A 17,551-nucleotide genomic window follows, 5' to 3' on the forward strand; every position below is an offset into this window, starting at 1 on the left:
ACCGCTGAGGTCCGCGACTCGGCTCGTTGAGATCAGACCGCCACCGGAAGGGACTTGACCGAGTCCCAGCCGTCGACCTGCTGCGGGGAGCGCGGTTCCGGGCCGACGTACTGCGCGGACGGGCGCACCAGCCGGCCGGTGCGCTTCTGCTCCAGCACGTGCGCCGACCAGCCCGCGGTGCGGGCGCAGGTGAACATCGCGGGCATCATCTCCGTCGGCACCTGGGCGAAGTCCAGGATCACCGCCGCCCAGAACTCCACGTTCGTCTCGATCGGCCGGTCCGGGCGCCGCTCCCGCAGCACCGACAGCGCGGCCCGTTCCAGTTCGGCGGCGGCCTCGTAGCGCGGCGCGGACAGCTGCTCGCAGGTGCTGCGCAGCACCCGAGCCCGCGGGTCCTCCGCCCGGTACACCCGGTGGCCGAAGCCCATCAGCCGGTCCCCGCGGTCCAAGATGGACTCGACGACCTTGCGGGCGTCGCCGGTGCGCTCGGCCTCGGCCAGCATCGGCAGCACCCGGGCCGGGGCGCCGCCGTGCAACGGGCCGGACATGGCGCCGACCGCGCCGGACAGGCTCGCCGCCACATCGGCTCCGGTGGAGGCGATGACGCGGGCGGTGAAGGTGGAGGCGTTGAGGCCGTGCTCGGCGGCCGACACCCAGTACGCGTCCAACGCCTGCACGTGAGCCGGATCCGGTTCGCCGCGCCACCTGGTCAGGAACGCCTCGGTGAGGGTTTCCGCCTCGGCGACGCGCTCCGCGGGAACCGGGGGCAGGTCGCCGCGGGCGGACTGGGCCACGTAGGACAGTCCGAGCGTCGTGGTCAGCGCGAGCTGGTCGCGGGCGGCGTCCTCGGTGATGTCCAGCAGCGGCGCGAACCCGTGGGCGGGTGCGAGCATCGCGATCGCGGCCTGCGCGTCGGCGCGCACGTCGCCGGTGCGCACCGGCAGCTCGGCGCCTCCAGCGTCCGGCAGGCCCTGGCCGAAGCGGCCGTCGACCAGCAGCTGCCACACATCGCCGAAGGAGACCTTGCCCGCCAGGTCCTCGATGTCGACGCCGCGGTAGCGCAGCGCGCCGCCGTCCCGATCCGGTTCGGCGATCTCGGTCTGGAACGCGACGACGCCTTCCAGACCGGGGCGGAAGTCGGAGCCGCCTGTACTGGTGCCCATGGTTGCCTCGTCTCCTCGTTGAATCGTTCGGGTGGCCGGGCGCTCGGCAGCGCTCGGCGGGACGTGGCGGGGTGCATGAGCACGAGCGCGATCGGTCGCAGCCTGTGCTGTGCCGGTAACACTGCACCCGGCGCGTGGGCCGAGGCAATCGGTGCGGACCCTCCCGATGGTGAAGATCACACGGTTCGGACCGGGAGATGCTTGCGACGATCCCGAAAAATGGTTGTTGACCAGGATCAATTCCGGTGTTGAGCAGGCTTCGCGATCAGGTGATCGTGCTGCAGAAGTGTTCTGCGCCTTGCCCGCGCGAACGCGACGAGATCCTCGTTCACGTGGCCGCGCGATCGCCACCGACGTCGTCACGGCGGAACGCCGACTCACCCGCGCGTTGAAACACCACCCGGAAGCAGCAGTGAGCCACCCGGAAGCGTCGGATGAGAACCCGGACGGCGAGCCCGCGGACATCGCCGCTCAACGGAACCGGACGAACCGGCCCTGAGCTTGCTGCCATTCGAGTGTGCTCACGGTCACTGCATCGTTTGCGGAATCGATCGTGACCTTTCCGCCGGTTCGGCCTGTGTTCCGGATCCGTTTACCGTCGTACCGGTGCCCGTGGCGCACCGCGGTTGCCGCGCCGACCGGTTCGGCTCGTATCCTCCGGCGCCGCCGATCAACAGGCACACCAGTCGGGTCAGGGAGGAAATGACGGATGTCCGAAAGCACCGTGAGCACCGGCACTTTGTCGTCCATGCGGGTGTCCTACGAGGAGGGCTCCCTGCAAGAGGGCCTGCTGGCCGAGAACTGGCATGAGCAGCTGCGGATCTGGTTCGACGAGGCCGTGCGAGCGGAGGTGCCGGAGCCGAACGCGATGGTGCTGGCGACGGCGGACGCCGACGGATTCCCCTCCTCGCGGACCGTGCTGTGCAAGGGATTCGACGAGCGCGGACTGGTCTTCTTCACCAACTACACCTCGTCGAAGAGCCACGACCTCACCGCGACCCGCGTTGCCGCCGCGACCTTCCCGTGGCTTTCGCTGCAACGCCAGGTCAACGTGCGCGGCACCGTCGAGAAGGTGCGCACCGACGAGACCGCCGAGTACTGGGCGGTGCGCCCGCGCGGTTCGCAGCTCGGCGCGTGGGCCTCGCCGCAGTCCCGGGTGGTGACCGGACGCGAGGCGCTGCAGTCCTCGCTCAACGGCATCGAACGACGCTTCGCCGATGCCGAGAAGGTTCCGGTGCCGCCGCACTGGGGCGGCTGGCGCATCCTCCCCGAGGCCGTGGAGTTCTGGCAGGGCCGTCCGGATCGGCTGCACGACCGCCTCCGCTTCCGCCGCAACGACGCCGACTGGGCAGTCGAACGGCTTGCTCCGTAAGGCCCCGCTGCTCGGGTGTCGAGCGTTCACCTGGATGGCGGCCGGAGGTCGTCGGGTGCGTCACAACGGCAGGTTTCTTTAGCGAGGCTCATGGCTAGGCTGGCCCCTCGTGGACCAGCACACCAGCGCTACGGAAAACCGGCGGTCGTGGCGGAAATTGCTCGGCAAGATCGTGCTCGACACCCGGCCGCTGGGATTCCCGGCGTACCGGCGGCTGTGGACCTCCAGCATCGTCACGTCGGTCGGTGCCCAGTTCAGTGCCGTCGCCGTGCCCAAGCAGCTCTACGACCTCACCGGGAACTCCGCCTACGTCGGGCTCGCCGGGATCTTCGGACTGGTGCCGCTGCTGGTGTTCGGGCTCTGGGGCGGTGCCGTCGCCGACACCGTGGACCGCCGGAAGCTGCTGCTGGTCACCAACAGCGGCCTCGCCGCGACCGCGACTCTGCTGTGGCTGGTGGCCGCCGGCGGCGTCGGCTCGGTGTGGCTGGTGCTGGTGCTGTTCGCGTTGCAGCAAACCTGTTTCGCGGTGAACATGCCTGCCCGCAGCGCCGCCATCGCCCGGATCATCCCCGCGCCGCTGCTGCCGTCGGCGCAGGCGCTCAGTTCCACCGTGTTCCAGCTCGGATCCGTCGTCGGGCCGCTGCTGGCCGGTGTGCTGCTGCCACTGCTCGGACTGTCGGTGCTGTACCTGGTGGACGCGCTCGCGCTCACCGTCGCGGTGTGGGCGGTGTTCCGGTTGCCCGCGATGCCGCCGCAGGCCGGGGCGCCGACGAAGGCCGGGCTGCGGTCGGTCATCGACGGATTCCGCTACCTCGCAACGCATCCCGTGCTGCTCGCGTCGTTCCTGATGGACATCATCGCGATGGTGTTCGGCATGCCGCGAGCCCTGTTCCCCGAACTCGCCGAACGGGTCTACGGCGACCCGGCGGGCGGCGGCGTGGCGCTGGGCCTGCTCTACGCGGCGATCCCGTTGGGCGCCTTCGTGTTCGGCGTGCTGTCCGGCTGGCTGCACCGCATCGTGCGCCACGGTGTCGGTGTCACCATCGGCGTCATCGTCTGGGGCGTGGCGATCATCGGTTTCGGGCTGTCGGACTCGTTGTGGCTCGGCGTCGTGTTCCTCGCCATCGGCGGCGGCGCGGACCTGGTGAGCATGGTCTACCGGAGCTCGATGCTGCAGGCCGCCGCGACCGATGAGATGCGCGGCCGCATCCAGGGCGTGTTCACCGTCGTCGTCGCGGGCGGACCGCGGCTCGCGGACGTGCTGCACGGCAGCGGTGGCGCCGCGATCGGCGCGCAGACCACGATCGCCGCGGGCGGAGTGCTCGTCGTGGTGTGCGCAGTGGCAGCCGTCCTGCTGTTCCCGGCGTTCTGGCGCTACCGCGCTCCGACCGCCTAGGGGCGGCCTGCGGAGGTGTCCGTTTCAGCGGGGCGTCAGTGAGCCGCTCGCTGCGGGATCTTTTTCCGAGTGGCTTCGCGAGTCCTCGCGGGAGGCTCACTGAGAACCCGCCGGTTGTTCGCTTGGGCCGGCTTCGCCGCTGACAAGACACGGATCGAAAGATCGGTCTGCAGAGGCTCCCGGCTGTCGCGATCTCACCGGATCGGTGCAGTGATCGGGCGGTGGTGCGGGAGCCGGTGACGGTCTGGTGTCGATCGGGGGCGGAACTATGCCGATCGGGTTCCGTTCAGGTCACCGCGAGGCGTGAAAAGCGCAGGCCGCGAGGTGTCACTAGGGCATTCGGCCGCACCGGATACGACCGGTGGCGCAGGCGTCCTACCAGGGGTGCCCCAAGATCGCCCCAGGTGAACCGGCACACTTTCCTGCCATGGCCAACGACACGACCATGGACAACGAGTCGCCCGACGGTGCGCAGCCCGGCCTGAAGAAGGTCATGGGGCCGAAACTGCTCCTGTTCTTCGTGGTGGGCGACATCCTCGGCACCACGGTGTACTCCCTGACCGGCAAGGTCGCAGGCAAGGTCGGCGGCGCGCTGTGGATCCCGTTCGTGGTCGCCTTCGTGGTCGCGTTCCTCACCGCGTGCAGTTACCTGGAACTGGTGGGCAAGTACCCGAAGGCCGGTGGCGCACCGCTGTACGTGCATCGCGCGTTCGGCATCCACTTCATCACCTTCATCATCGCGTTCGCCGTGATGTGCTCCGGCATCACCTCGGCGGCCTCGGCCGCGCAGGCGTTCAGCGGCAACTACCTGGAGGAGATCTTCCCCGAGGTGGGACCGCTCGCGATCGTCGTCGCGCTGGCGTTCCTGGTCCTGCTCGCCCTGGTCAACTTCAGGGGCGTCGGCGAGTCGGTGAAGATGAACGTGGTGCTGACCTGCGTGGAACTCGGCGGGCTGCTGCTGGTCATCGCCTTCGGCGTCTACGCGCTGATCAGCGGCTCCAGCGACCCGGCGGTCGCGCCGGATCCGGGCAGGCTGCTGGAGTTCAACCCGGACTCCAGCCCGCTGCTGGCCGTCACCTCGGCGACCGCGCTGGCGTTCTTCGCGATGGTCGGTTTCGAGGACTCGGTGAACATGGCCGAGGAGACCCGCAACCCGGCGAAGGTCTTCCCGCGCGCGCTGCTGCTGGGCCTGGCCATCACCGCCGCCATCTACCTGATCATCGCGGTGATCACCTCGACGCTGGTGCCCACCGATGAGCTCGCCGCGACCGACGCGCCGCTGCTGCTGGTCGTGAAGGCCGCCGCACCGTGGTTCCCGCCGATCCTGTTCTCCATCATCGCGCTGTTCGCCGTCACCAACACCGCGCTGATCAACATGCTGATGGCCAGCCGCCTCGTTTACGGCATGTCGAACGAGCGGATCATCCCGTCGGTGTTCGGCCGAGTGCACCGCTCGCGGCAGACGCCGTGGGTCGCGATCCTGTTCACCAGCATCCTGGCCGTGGTGTTGGTGAGCCTGCTGGAGATCGAGGACCTGGGCAGCACCACCTCGCTGCTGCTGCTGGTCGTGTTCGCCATCGTCAACGTGGCGGTGCTGGTGCTGCGCAAGGACGTCGTGGAGCACAAGCACTTCAAGGCGCCGACCTGGGTGCCCGTGCTGGGTGCCGTGCTGTGCCTGTTCTTCGCGAGCCCGCTGTCGGGCCGTCCCGTCGCCGAATACCTGGTCGCCGGGGCGCTGCTGCTCATCGGCGTCGTGTTCTGGGGCGTGAACCGGCTGATCGTGGGACGCGTCGACTTCGACGCGGACAAGCTGGCCAAGTAACCGGCTCGCGGAAAGCCCCGTCCACGCGGAGAAATCCGCGGGCGGGGCTTTTTTCGCGTCGCCGACGGACGCGGCGCGCACGTTCTAGAGTGGTCGCTGTGAATGATCCAGTCGCGGCCACCGGCAGGCAGTTCGAGATCGTCCACGGCGCCGCGCGCGCCGTGGTCACCGAAGTCGGCGCCGCGCTGCGCTCCTTCGACGTGGACGGAGTGGCGTACTCCGAGACCTACGACGCCGACCGGCTGCCGCCGGGCGGCGCGGGCGCGGTGCTGGTGCCGTGGCCGAACCGGGTCACCGACGGCCGGTGGACCCTGGAGCGGGAGCCGCAGCAGTTGGCGCTCACCGAACCGGATCGGCACAACGCGATCCACGGCCTGCTCCGGCACACCGCCTGGACGGTGGTGGAGCACGCCGAGTCGACGATCGTGCTGCACGCGATGGTGCCGGTGCAGCCGGGCTGGCCGGTTCCGCTGCTCACCTCGATCGGCTACGCCCTGGACGACTCCGGGCTGACCGTCACGCACACCGTGGAGAACCTCGGCAAGCGCGCGGTCCCGTTCGGCGTCGGCGTGCACCCGTACCCGCGCGCCGGACTCGCCGAGACCGACGAGTGCACGCTGCGGCTGGCGGCGGCGACGGTGCTGCCGGTGGACCCGGAGCGGCTGCTGCCGGTGCGCCCGCCGCGCGCCTTGGAAGGCGACGAGCAGGACTTCCGCCGTGGCCGCCGGTTGGCGGGCGTGTTGCTGGACACCGCGTTCGGCGGCGCCGCACCCGATCCCGGTGACTCCCTGATCCGGCACTCGCTTACCGACCCGGCCGGGCACGGAGTGGAGCTGTGGGCGGACGCGGTGTTCAAGTGGGTGCAGGTCTACACCAACGACGAGTTCCCCGGCCGCGGCCGAGCCGTCGCCATCGAACCCATGACCTGCCCACCGGACGCCCTCAACTCCGGCACCGACCTGATCACCCTGAACCCGGGCGAGGACTGGATCGCCCAGTGGGGGCTGCGCCCGTTCTGAGCCTGCCCGCACGCGTGTCAGAGGTCGTTGTCCTGTCGGCGGCGAAGCCGATGAGCGGTGACCACGCACGCAGATCGACCATCGGCGGGTTCTCAGTGAGCCTCTCGCGAGGACGCCTTTTTCTCTCGTGACGGAGCCACTCGGGAAGAGATCCCGCAGCGAGAGGCTCACTGAGGTTCCGTTATCCGGACACCTCCGCGAAGCGAGATCAAAGCCCGCGGGCGATGAGCATCCGCTGGATCTGGTTGGTGCCCTCGAAGATCTGCAGCACCTTCGCCTCGCGCATGTAGCGCTCGGCGGGGAAGTCGCGGGTGTAGCCGGCGCCGCCTAGGACCTGCACCGCGTCCGTGGTCACCTTCATCGCGGCGTCCGTGGCCACCAGTTTCGCCACCGACGCCTGCATCCCGAACGGCCTGCCCGCGTCGCGCCGCCGCGCCCCGTCGAGGTAGGCGGCGCGGGCCGACTGCACGGCGGCGGCCATGTCGGCGAGCAGGAACTCGATGCCCTGGAACTCGATGATCGCTTTCCCGAACTGCCTGCGCTGCCGCGCGTAGTCCACGGCGAGGTCCAGCGCGGCCTGGGCCAGGCCGACGGCGCAGGCGGCGATGCCGAGCCGTCCGGAGTCCAGCGCGTTCAACGCGATGGACAGGCCCTGGCCCTCCGCGCCGATGAGCCGCTCCGCCGGTACTCGGGCGCCGTCGAACAACAGCTCCGTGGTGGGGGAACCGGTGAGGCCCATCTTGCGTTCCGGCGGCGCCGCCGACAGGCCCGCGGTCTCACCGTCGACGAGCAGGCAGCTGATGCCGCGCGGTCCGTCATCGGAGGTCCGCGCCATCAGCGTGTAGAAATCCGCCACGCCGCCGTGCGTGATCCATGATTTGGCGCCGGTGACCACGTAGTCGTCGGCGGCGCGCACGGCTCGGGTGTTCAGGGCGGCGGCGTCGGAACCCGCGTGCGCCTCGGACAGCGCGTAGCCGCCGAGCAGCTCCCCGCCGATCATCTCCGGCAGCCACCGTTCGCGCTGCTCAGCGGTGCCGTAGGTGGCGAGCGGATAGCAGGACATGGTGTGCACGGACAGTCCGACGCCGACCGTCATCCACGCGCTGCTGAGCTCTTCGAGGACCTGGAGGTAGACCTCGTAGGGCTGTGCGCCGCCGCCGTGCTCCTCCGGGTACGGAAGGCCGAGCAGGCCGGACGCGCCGAGCAGCCGGAACGCCTTGCGGGGGAAGTTCTCGTGCTCCTCCGCGTTCGCGGCGGCGGGGGCGAGCTCGTCGCGGGCGATCTCCGCGGTCAGGTCGAGCAGGTCGGTGGCTTCCTGGTCGGGCAGGAGGCGGTCAACGGCCATGGTGGCGCTCCTCGGGCGGAACGGTCGGTGCGAGCGGTGCGAGGCGTGGGGCCGGGGCGGATCGGCGGTTCCGCATGGCGAACGCCGCGGCAGATCGACAGTACTCATATCAGTACTGCAGGACTAGTAAGAGTACTGTTAATGTCCGTTTCGCACCAGGCCCGGCGGCCCGTCGGGCTGCTGCGCTGTGGCAGTCTCGTTCGCATGAACGCCCCCGACCCGGCCGCGCGCGCCGACCAGGCGACCGCCGGAACGGCCCGCCGCCGCGGCGCCGCGCGATCCCAGGGATCGCCGGAACAACGCCGCGCCGAGCTGCTCGACCGGCTGTGCGCGCTGTTCCTGGAGGAGGGGTTCGCCCGCTTCACCCTCGACGACCTCGCCGCCCGCCTGCACTGTTCGAAGTCGACGCTCTACACGCTCGCGGGCAGCAAGGAACAACTCGCGGTGCGCGTCGTCGGGCAGTTCTTCAAGAACGCCACGGCGGGCATCGAACGCTCGGTCGCCGAGGTCACCGATGCGCGCGCCCAGATGCGCGCCTACCTCGACGCCGCCGCCGAGCAACTGCGCCCGGCGTCCCGGCGGTTCATCGCGGACATGGCCGCCAACCCGGCCACCAGCGCGACCTACCAGGCCAACGCCCGCGCCGCCGCCGAGCACATGCGCCGCTACATCCGCGACGGCGTCCGCGAAGGCGTGTTCCGCGAGGTCCACGCCGCGTTCGTCGCCGAAATGGTCAGCGGCACCATCGGTGCCATCCAGCGCGGCGAGATCGCCGAACGCACCGGCCTGTCCGACGCGGAGGCCTTCGCGGAGCTGTCCCAGTTCCTGCTCGGCGGCCTGTTCGAGCCGGCGGTCGGCGATTCACGGATCACCCCACTCGTCGCGGAGCACACTGGTCCGCGGCACCCGACCGGCCGGCGCTAGCCCGCGGGCGCGGTGTCCGGCTCCGGCCGCAAGTTCAGCACGTCAGCACCAGCACGGAGGAAACGTGATCGTCATCGGTGGAGAGGCCCTCGTCGACCTCGTCCCGGACACCGCCACGGCAGGCGGCGAACTGGGGCCACTGCACCCCCGGCTCGGGGGCGGCCCGTACAACGTGGCGGTCGCCCTGGGCAGGCTCGACGTGCCGTCCGGTTTCCACGCCACCCTGTCCACCGACCAGTTCGGCGACAAGCTCCTGGAGCGGCTGGTCGACTCCGGGGTGCGCACGGACCTGGTCCGGCGCGGGCCGGAGCCGACGATGCTGGCCGTGGTGGGGCTGAGCGAGGACGGCTCGGCGCGCTACAGCTTCCACACCGAGGGCACCGCCGCCCGGTTCGTGGCCGACCCCGGTCCGCTGTCCGGCGAGGTCAGCGCGGTGTCGTTCGGGACGCTCGGCATGGTGCTGGAGCCCGGTGCGTCCACCTACGAGGCGGTGCTGTTCCGGGAGGCCGAGCGGGGCCGGTTCGTGGCGCTGGACCCGAACATCCGCGCGGACCTGATCGCCGACCCGGCGGCCTACCGCGAGCGGTTCGAGAGCTGGCTGCCGTCGGTGCACCTGTTGAAGCTGTCCGTGGAGGACGCGGAGTGGTTGGCCGGGGACGAGGGCCTGGACGCGGCGCTGCGCCGCTGGCAGCAGGCCGGGCCTGCGGGCCTGGTGCTCACCCGCGGCGCGGACGGGCTGGCCGCGCTGGTCGGGGACGGGGAGCTCGTCGAGGTGCCCGGGGTGCGCGCCCAGGTGGCCGACACCATCGGCGCGGGCGACACGGTGCACGCGGCGCTGCTCGCCTGGCTGCACCGCAACGACGCCCTCGCGCCGGAGGCGGTGCGCGCGCTGACCCACGATCAGTGGCGCGAAGCCCTCACCTTCGCCGCCCGAGCCGCGGCCATCACCGTCTCCCGCCCCGGAGCCGAACCCCCCACCTCCGCCGAACTTTCCTGATCACCCCGCCCGGGCTCCCGATTTCGCGAGAAGTTGAACGGGATCATTCCGGGCGTCCCGGCGTTCCCCCAGCTCAGCAAGGGCTTTGGCGCGGTGGCGGCCATTCGATTTCTTGCGAAATCGCAGCGGTCACTGTCCGTGCGGCGGCGCTGAGCTGGGGGAATGGGGGTTTCTGGGGTGCCGGGTCGCTCACCTGAGGCGGCGACTCCTGGCGGGGTGAGCGCGGTGCGGTGGCGCGCGGGGGTGGTTCGGGCATATCGGACGGCGGCGCGGGGCGGGGGTTCCGGCTCGGCGCGGCGGACGGGGGAAGCGGGCGGCCGGTTGCGGCAACCGGGCGCCGGGCGCGTGGCGTCCGGGCTGATCTGCGATGTGATCGTGGTCCCACCGGCCCAAAAGGGCTAACACGATTGCTGCGCGAGAGGCCTGAAGCGGTCTAGCGTGGCACCTGACAGGACCCCAACGGGGTGGTGCTGCGGCGGTCCGGAGAACCCGGCCGACGCATGCGCGCGACCGACCACGCTGCCCGAGCACTGCGGTGACGGGAAGTGCGCAGTCGTCGGCGAAGCGCCACCCCCATCACGAGCGCGAGAGGTTCCCGAATGCCCGACGACGCGACCGCCAAACGTACCGTCGCGCTGCGCTACGACGGTGGCGAGCACGAAATGCAGGTGACGGAGCCCACTGAAGGCTCCGCCGGTGTGGATCTCGGGAAGCTGCTGTCCAAGACCGGTTTGGTGACGCTGGACCCGGGTTTCGTCAACACCGCCGCCTGCAAGTCCGACATCACCTACATCGACGGTGACGCGGGCATCCTGCGCTACCGCGGCTACCCGATCGAGGAGCTGGCCGCCAAGTCGAACTTCATCGAGGTCAGCTACCTGCTGATCTACGGTGAGCTGCCCACGCAGGCGCAGTACGACGAGTTCGCCGACCGGATCCAGCGGCACACCCTGCTGCACGAGGACCTCAAGCAGTTCTTCGACGGTTTTCCCCGCGACGCGCACCCGATGCCGGTGCTGTCGTCGGCGGTCTCCGCCCTGTCGACCTTCTACCAGGACAGCCTGGACCCGTTCGACGAGAACCAGGTCGAGCTCTCCACGGTGCGCCTGCTGGCGAAGCTGCCCACCATCGCGGCCTACGCCTACAAGAAGTCCGTCGGCCAGCCGTTCCTGTACCCGGACAACTCGCTGGGCCTGGTGGAGAACTTCCTGCGGATGACCTTCGGGTTCCCCGCCGAGCCCTACGAGGTCGACCCGGCGCTGACCCGCGCCCTCGACCTGCTGTTCATCCTGCACGCCGACCACGAGCAGAACTGCTCCACCTCCACGGTGCGCATGGTGGGCTCGTCGGAGGCGAACCTGTTCGCCAGCATCTCGGCGGGCATCAACGCCCTGTTCGGCCCGCTGCACGGCGGCGCGAACAGCGCGGTGCTGGAGATGCTGGAGGGCATCCACGCCAACGGCGGTGACGTCGACTCGTTCGTCGAGCGCGTCAAGAACAAGGAGCCCGGCGTCAAGCTGATGGGCTTCGGGCACCGGGTGTACAAGAACTACGACCCGCGCGCCGCGATCGTCAAGAAGACGGCGGACGAGGTGCTGAGCAAGCTCGGCGCGAACGACCCGCTGCTGGAGATCGCGCTCAAGCTGGAGGAGAAGGCGCTGGCCGACGACTACTTCGTCGAGCGCAAGCTCTACCCGAACGTCGACTTCTACACCGGCCTGATCTACAAGGCGATGGGCTTCCCGACGAAGTACTTCACCGTGCTGTTCGCGCTCGGCCGCCTTCCCGGCTGGATCGCGCACTGGCGGGAGATGCTGGAAGACCCGGCCCGCAAGATCAGCCGCCCGCGGCAGGTCTACACGGGTGCTGCGGAGCGTTCGTACCGGTCGATCGGCGAGCGCTGAGCCATCGGCGCCGCGTCATCGGAGGCACCCGGTGAGCTGTGCGGGCTCAACGGGGAGTCGTCGTCGACGGCACTGAATCGAAAGCTGAATCGTCCTAGCGGCTCCGGCCGCGGCGGGTATCGGCCCGCCGACAGTTCCGTCCAGGCCCCGGTGCCCGGCTTCTCAGCCGGTCCCGGGGCCGACTCGTGTCCGGTGCGCGGCGGGCGAGGTGCGTACGGTCGGTGGGCATGAACGCACCGGCGATCCTGTGGTTTCGGCGTGACCTGCGGGTGCGGGATCACCCGGCGCTGGCCGCGGCCGGGAGGGCCGCCGATCAGGTGCTCGGGTTGTTCGTGCTGGACGAGGCGTTGCTCGTGCCCGCGGGTCCGGTCCGGCGCACCTTCCTCTACCGCTGCCTGCGGGAGCTCGACGACACCCTCGGTGGCCGGCTGCTGGTGCTGCGCGGGAGACCGGAGCAGGTCGTGCCCCGGCTGGCTCGGCAGGTGGGCGCGGGCAGCGTGCACGTCTCCGCCGACAACGGACCGTACGGGCGGGCGCGCGACGAGCGGGTGCGCGCGGCGCTGGGCGAGCGGGTCGAGTGGGTGGCGACGGGTTCTCCGTACGCGATCACTCCGGGCCGGGTCACCAAGCGGGACGGCACGGCCTACCGGGTGTTCACGCCGTTCCGGCGGGCGTGGGCCGAGCACGGTCATCCGGCTCCGGCGGACACCGACGAATCCACTGTGGAATGGACGGTGCCTGTTCCGTCGCTGGAGATCCCCGCAGACGAGGAGCTGTCCGGGATCACCTTGCCGCCCGCGGGTGAGCGGGCCGCGTTGGAGCGCTGGGACGGATTCCGCGAGTCGCTCGTGGACGCTTACGCCCGCGACCGGGACCGTCCGGACCGGGCCGGGACGAGCCGCCTGTCCCCGTACCTGCGCTGGGGCTGCGTGCATCCGCGCACCCTCCTGGCCGAGCTCGGCGGCGCCGAGGGCGCGGGGGAGGAGAGCTTCCGCGACGAGCTGGTGTTCCGCGAGTTCTACGCCGACGTGCTGTGGCACTGGCCGGACAGCGCGCGGCGCAACTTCGACTCCCGGTTCGACCGGATGCGGCTGGACACCGACGCCGACGCCTGGTCCCGGTTCGAGGAGTGGTGCGCGGGCCGCACCGGTTTCCCGATGGTCGACGCGGGAATGCGGCAGCTGCTCACCGTGGGATGGATGCACAACCGGGTGCGGATGGTGGTGGCGAGTTTCCTGGTCAAGGACTTGCACTTGCCGTGGTGGTGGGGCGCCCGGCATTTCCTGCGGCACCTGGTCGACGGTGATCTCGCGTCGAACCAGCACGGCTGGCAGTGGGCGGCCGGCTCGGGCACCGACGCCGCGCCCTACTTCCGGATCTTCAACCCGATCACGCAGGGCACCAGGTTCGACCCGGACGGGAGTTACGTCCGCGAGTACGTGGCGGAGCTGCGCGGCCTCGACGCGAAGCACACCCATCGGCCGTGGACACTGCCGGACGGCCCGCCGAACGGGTATCCGGCGCCGATCGTGGAACACGGTGCGGAACGGCAGGAAGCCCTCGCCCGCTACGGCGAGATCAAGAACCCCGCCCAGGCCCCGTAGCGGGAACTCGGCGACTTCGCGGGCGAGACGCTGATCACCGCCCTCGAACCGAAAACGGCCCGCGCTCCCGAGAGGGGAGCGCGGGCCGTCGCGTTCGGTGCGGAGTCAGTCGCCGCGGCGGATGGGGCCGAGGATCTCCCGCTCCTTGCCGCCGCTGACCAGTGTGATCGGCATCCACATCATGTCGCCCAGCGCGATCACCTTGTCGTCCGGCAGCTGCGTGAGTTCGTGGATCTGCTGCTGCCGGTGCTGCGGATCGAAGTACCAGAACCGGGCGGCCAGCTGCGCCTGCTGCAACGGCAACCGCTGCAGCAGGATCAGGTCGGCGGCGTTCGCGGCGGTCCCGCTGCCCGCCTGCGGATGCAGGTAGGGCAGCACGTACATCGTGGTCTGCCACGGAGTGCGCGGCGCGAACATCTCCTGCGGCACCGCGCCGCCGTCGTGGATCACCAGCAGCGGCGCGTCCTCGGTGCCGCGCGGCGAGTCGTACGGCGCGAGCCTGCGGAAGCCGAACACCGGTGCCGGCTTGCCGTCGGGGGTTCGCCCGGCGGCCTGCTCCACCGCCCGCCACGCCGCGGGCCGCCCCGTCGCCACGTGCACCCAGGCACCGGCGGCGATGGCGCGCAGCGCGATCTGCCGGGCCAGGTACAGGCCGCCGACGGTGACGATGCGGGTCGGTTCGGGGCGCAGGATCGACGCCGTCAGCGGCTGCCGGTCCGGCCCCGCTCCGATGATCATGCCGCCGCGGTCCCCGGGAGGGGAGACGAGGTCGAGCATTTCGGGCCGCACCAGGAATTCCGGTGCGGTACCGGTGCTGTTGCCCGGAGTGTCGAGCGTGCGCGTCCGGCTCATGCCGCACCTCCCAGGGGAAGCGTTCCGGTCAGCCCGGCCAGCTGCATCCCGCGCAGCGGGGTGAGCGTCAGGTTGAGCTTGTTGCTGATGTTGCGCAGCTGGTGATCGGCGGTGCTGAGCGCCTCCGGGCTCCGCGCGCTGATGCGGACCAGGCCGCGCAGCCCGACTTCACCGTCCTCACCGGACGGTGCGATGGACAGCGCGATGCTGGTGGAGCGTCCCCGGACACCGGTGAGCGCGTTGATGCTGTCGCTCATGTGGTTCGGCCACCCGATGATCGCGTAGCTGGAGTGGCTGAAGCGGTCCGCGGTGACGCCGCTCCACCGTTCCTTCAGGCCGATCGGACGCTGGGTGCCGAGCGCGTCCTGCAGCTCGGCGGAGGCGACGCCTGCCTGCAGCAGCTCGTCCGGGTCCAGCGGGCGGGTCACGATGCCCTGCCCGGCGAGCGCGTTGCGCACTCGGGACAGCGCGCCGATCAGCGCCCGGTGCGCGCCGATGATGCCGCCGCCGCGTTCCCCGATGGCCTTCGCGCAGGTCTGCGGATCCAACCGCACCGCGACCCACGTGGTGCGGCGCGCGGCGGCGGAGGAATTGCCCATCAGCTCCAGGTAGGAGTTCAGCGCGGGCGCATCCGGCATCAGCGCGGTGCTGCCCGGGTAGCAGTGCCAGATCACCTGGATGGCGTCGAGCAGGACGCCCCGGTCCTCCAGGCACGGTGTGAGCACGCCGAGCGGCAGGTTCGGCGCGGTTCCGGTGCGGTTGAGCAGCGGCGGCGTCGGGTCGACCATCAGCACCGCGGTCCATTTGCCGTTGTGCCAGGACAATCCGACGGGGTTGCGGTCGTGGTCCTGGCCGCGCGCGACGACGAGGTCCTCGACCAGGATGCGCAGCAGCGCCACCCGGTGGTTCTCATCGGGGCCGATGATGCCGTCGCCGTTCTTGTCCTCGGCGAACTCGCTGACGTCGCCGGTCGGCGGCACGGAACGACGGGTGTGGCTCCGGGTGCGGTAATCCAGGACGAGGCCGAACCACTGGGTGAACCAGCGCCCGCGCCTGCGCAGCAGCGCGATGATCAGCGCGAGCGCGGCGACGCCCACGGACACCGGCCACAGCATCTCGTTGATGAACACGAGGATCAGGCCGAGTGCCAGGCCGACCTCGATGACGACGATGTTGGCCACCGGCATCGCCCCGAGGCTTGCCCCGACGGTGCGCCGACGCGCTCGGATGCGCGTGCGGGCACCGGCGGTGCCGGAGGCGTTCGGCTGGGCCGGATGTTGCGTACTGACGGACATCCGTTCGGTCTCTTCCCCTCGCAGGTAGTGCGCACGCGGTAGTGCGCCAACCAGGTCATTCGGCAGCCGTTCCAAGAGATTGCGGAAGGGTTCCATCGAACCGGACCCGTGCGGCGCCTCTCTACGGCTATCCTGCGGAACCGTACCTCGGACGGGAGAGCTGTAGGCGAAGAATGGCATCAACACCCACAACGAAGTCACAGGTTCAGGCGTATCAGTTCGTCCTTCGCCGCATGGAATCGGCGCTGGTGCGCAAAGACGCGGTGATGCTGCACGATCCGATGGGCTCGCATAAGCGAGCGACCGTCGCCGGCGCCATCCTCGCCTGTATCGGGCTGATCGGGTTCCTGGTCTGGGGACTGTTCGGCGGGAAGGGCTCGGTTCCGGACCCCGGTTCGATCGTCATCGGCAAGGACAGCGGCAGCGTGTACGTCGTCACCGCTGACGATGCGGCGCAGAAGCGGCTGATTCCGATGCTGAACATGGCGTCGGCGAAGCTCCTGGTGATGGCGCAAAGCGGCGGCCAGGGCGGCCAGGCCGTGCAGGCGACCACGGTGAAGGAGTCGGCGCTGGCCGACTACCCGCGCGGTCCCCGCACCGGCATGGTGAACGCACCCAACTATCTGCCGGATCCCGGCAACATCGCCGAGCCCGCGTGGGCGATCTGCGATGTCGGCCAGGTCCGGGACAACATCGACGAAGCCCAGGCGCAGCGGTCGACCAAGGTGGAGACCACCGTCATCGGCGGCGATCCGAACCACGGGGCCGAGTTGGGACCGGACCAGTCGCTGTTCGTGCAGGACGCGAGTTCCGGCAAGGAGTACTTGATCTACCGGGTCGAGAACCTGCCGGGGCGTCAGCACACGAAGACGGTCAAGGCCGAGGTGGATCGTTCCGAGCAGGCCGTGATGGACATCTACGGGCTGAACGGGGAGACCCCGCGCACGATCAGCACGAACATGCTGAACTCCGTGCCGAACGCGCCGAAGCTGCAGATCCCCGATCTGCCGAGCGGGCCGGTCGGGTACATGCAGAACCCGTACGAATCGGGTGACGTGGTGAAGCGGACCGTGCCCGGTGCACCGGAGGAGAACCAGTACTTCGCGCTGCTGCCCCAGGGCAAGCAGCCGATCAGCTACGGGGCCGCCGCCGTGCTGCACGCGAGCAAGGGCAAGAGTCAGGACATCCCGAACGCCACCGGCACCATCACCCGGGCGCCGACGGCGGACAGCCAGAAGATCGACATGGACGCGTTCCCGGTGGACGTGCCCAAGCCGTTGTCGTTCCAGCAGGCCGACACGTCCTGCGTGAGCTGGCGCAACATCAATGGCGACCAGAACATCACGGTCACCACGAACAAGGGCAGCCCGGCGAAGCCGGCTCCGGTGAAGCTGGCCCAGCACGACGGGACCGGCCCGAACGTGGACTACTTCCTGATGCCCGCGGGCAAGGCCGCGGTCGTGCGGGCGGCGTCCAATGAGGCCGGTGCCGACGCGGGTCCGCTGTACCTGGTGTCCGACCAGGGCGTGATCTACGGCATCAAGGACGCCGCGACCGCGCAGGGACTCGGCGTGATCAATAGTCCGGTGGGGCTCCAGGCCGGTCCGTCGGGAATTCTGCGCACGTTGCCGAAGGGCGACCTGCTGGACCCGGCGCAGGCGAGCTACGTGTACGACTCCATCCCGGTTCCGCCGGGCGGGGCGAACCGTCCGCCGCCGAATCCCCAGGCACAGCAGCAATCCGGGAGTTCCGCGACCGGTAGCTGAACCGAACAGGGAACCGTTGCGCCTCGGTTCCCGTCCCAGGGATGGTGAGTCCGCCCGCAGGTCCACTCGGATCTGCGGGCGGATCGCTTTCT

13 protein-coding genes are annotated in these 17,551 nt (G+C 70.2%); 9 read left to right on the top strand and 4 right to left on the bottom strand.

What is annotated here, in order from left to right:
- Positions 1-32 precede the first annotated feature (32 nt).
- Entirely contained in the window at positions 33-1,163 is a 1,131-nt protein-coding gene (locus tag H2Q94_RS02445; RefSeq protein ID WP_243791548.1) for a citrate synthase 2, read from the bottom strand.
- A gap of 709 nt (positions 1,164-1,872) precedes the next feature.
- Here H2Q94_RS02445 and pdxH point away from each other — a divergent pair.
- The 4 genes from pdxH (at position 1,873) to H2Q94_RS02465 (ending at position 6,772) form a co-directional block, all read left to right on the top strand.
- Positions 1,873-2,535: a pyridoxamine 5'-phosphate oxidase gene (gene pdxH, locus H2Q94_RS02450; protein WP_243791550.1), complete on the top strand. Its 663-nt coding sequence runs from the start codon at positions 1,873-1,875 to the stop codon at positions 2,533-2,535.
- A 109-nt stretch (positions 2,536-2,644) separates the two neighbouring features.
- Positions 2,645-3,931, top strand: a complete 1,287-nt coding sequence (locus H2Q94_RS02455) for an MFS transporter (RefSeq protein WP_243791552.1) — start codon at positions 2,645-2,647, stop codon at positions 3,929-3,931.
- Positions 3,932-4,358: 427 nt separating this feature from the next.
- Entirely contained in the window at positions 4,359-5,753 is a 1,395-nt protein-coding gene (locus H2Q94_RS02460) for an APC family permease (protein ID WP_243791555.1), read from the top strand.
- Between the two features lie 98 nt (positions 5,754-5,851).
- Entirely contained in the window at positions 5,852-6,772 is a 921-nt protein-coding gene (locus H2Q94_RS02465; protein ID WP_243791558.1) for an aldose 1-epimerase family protein, read from the top strand.
- A gap of 208 nt (positions 6,773-6,980) precedes the next feature.
- Here the strand turns inward: H2Q94_RS02465 and H2Q94_RS02470 are convergent, their stop codons facing one another.
- Positions 6,981-8,117, bottom strand: a complete 1,137-nt coding sequence (locus tag H2Q94_RS02470; protein WP_243791560.1) for an acyl-CoA dehydrogenase family protein — start codon at positions 8,115-8,117, stop codon at positions 6,981-6,983.
- Positions 8,118-8,321: 204 nt separating this feature from the next.
- Here H2Q94_RS02470 and H2Q94_RS02475 point away from each other — a divergent pair, with 204 nt between their 5' ends.
- The 4 genes from H2Q94_RS02475 to H2Q94_RS02490 all read left to right on the top strand — a co-directional run bounded on the left by H2Q94_RS02475 (position 8,322) and on the right by H2Q94_RS02490 (position 13,546).
- Positions 8,322-9,041, top strand: a complete 720-nt coding sequence (locus H2Q94_RS02475; protein WP_243791562.1) for a TetR/AcrR family transcriptional regulator — start codon at positions 8,322-8,324, stop codon at positions 9,039-9,041.
- A 64-nt stretch (positions 9,042-9,105) separates the two neighbouring features.
- Positions 9,106-10,038 carry a carbohydrate kinase family protein gene (locus H2Q94_RS02480; protein ID WP_243791564.1) on the top strand — a complete coding sequence of 311 codons (933 nt, stop codon included), beginning with the start codon at positions 9,106-9,108 and terminating at the stop codon, positions 10,036-10,038.
- Between the two features lie 599 nt (positions 10,039-10,637).
- Positions 10,638-11,942, top strand: a complete 1,305-nt coding sequence (locus H2Q94_RS02485) for a citrate synthase (protein ID WP_243791565.1) — start codon at positions 10,638-10,640, stop codon at positions 11,940-11,942.
- 221 nt (positions 11,943-12,163) lie between these two features.
- Positions 12,164-13,546 carry a cryptochrome/photolyase family protein gene (locus H2Q94_RS02490; RefSeq protein WP_243791566.1) on the top strand — a complete coding sequence of 461 codons (1,383 nt, stop codon included), beginning with the start codon at positions 12,164-12,166 and terminating at the stop codon, positions 13,544-13,546.
- A 105-nt stretch (positions 13,547-13,651) separates the two neighbouring features.
- Here H2Q94_RS02490 and H2Q94_RS02495 read toward each other — a convergent pair whose 3' ends face one another.
- Together H2Q94_RS02495 and eccE are read right to left on the bottom strand one after the other, a co-directional pair.
- Positions 13,652-14,398 carry a hypothetical protein gene (locus H2Q94_RS02495; protein ID WP_243791567.1) on the bottom strand — a complete coding sequence of 249 codons (747 nt, stop codon included), beginning with the start codon at positions 14,396-14,398 and terminating at the stop codon, positions 13,652-13,654.
- Positions 14,395-15,693 (bottom strand): type VII secretion protein EccE, encoded by a 1,299-nt coding sequence (eccE, locus tag H2Q94_RS02500; protein WP_243791568.1) that lies wholly within the window; start codon positions 15,691-15,693, stop codon positions 14,395-14,397. Before eccE ends, H2Q94_RS02495 begins: the two co-directional genes overlap by 4 nt.
- 173 nt (positions 15,694-15,866) lie before the next feature.
- On the opposite strand from eccE, the gene eccB reads away from it, so the two are divergent.
- Positions 15,867-17,459 (top strand): type VII secretion protein EccB, encoded by a 1,593-nt coding sequence (gene eccB / locus H2Q94_RS02505; protein WP_258718651.1) that lies wholly within the window; start codon positions 15,867-15,869, stop codon positions 17,457-17,459.
- The last annotated feature ends 92 nt before the right edge of the window (positions 17,460-17,551 follow it).

Source organism: Saccharopolyspora gloriosae (assembly GCF_022828475.1).
Lineage (GTDB): Bacteria > Actinomycetota > Actinomycetes > Mycobacteriales > Pseudonocardiaceae > Saccharopolyspora_C > Saccharopolyspora_C gloriosae_A.

What these genes read in the sequence shown, in the direction of transcription:
- eccE (WP_243791568.1), bottom strand. Translation starts at nt 15,693, where the DNA reads ATGTCCGTCAGTACGCAACATCCGGCCCAGCCGAACGCCTCCGGCACC.
- H2Q94_RS02475 (WP_243791562.1), top strand. Translation starts at nt 8,322, where the DNA reads ATGAACGCCCCCGACCCGGCCGCGCGCGCCGACCAGGCGACCGCCGGA.
- eccB (WP_258718651.1), top strand. Translation starts at nt 15,867, where the DNA reads ATGGCATCAACACCCACAACGAAGTCACAGGTTCAGGCGTATCAGTTC.
- H2Q94_RS02485 (WP_243791565.1), top strand. Translation starts at nt 10,638, where the DNA reads ATGCCCGACGACGCGACCGCCAAACGTACCGTCGCGCTGCGCTACGAC.
- H2Q94_RS02445 (WP_243791548.1), bottom strand. Translation starts at nt 1,163, where the DNA reads ATGGGCACCAGTACAGGCGGCTCCGACTTCCGCCCCGGTCTGGAAGGC.
- H2Q94_RS02470 (WP_243791560.1), bottom strand. Translation starts at nt 8,117, where the DNA reads ATGGCCGTTGACCGCCTCCTGCCCGACCAGGAAGCCACCGACCTGCTC.
- H2Q94_RS02495 (WP_243791567.1), bottom strand. Translation starts at nt 14,398, where the DNA reads ATGAGCCGGACGCGCACGCTCGACACTCCGGGCAACAGCACCGGTACC.
- pdxH (WP_243791550.1), top strand. Translation starts at nt 1,873, where the DNA reads ATGTCCGAAAGCACCGTGAGCACCGGCACTTTGTCGTCCATGCGGGTG.
- H2Q94_RS02460 (WP_243791555.1), top strand. Translation starts at nt 4,359, where the DNA reads ATGGCCAACGACACGACCATGGACAACGAGTCGCCCGACGGTGCGCAG.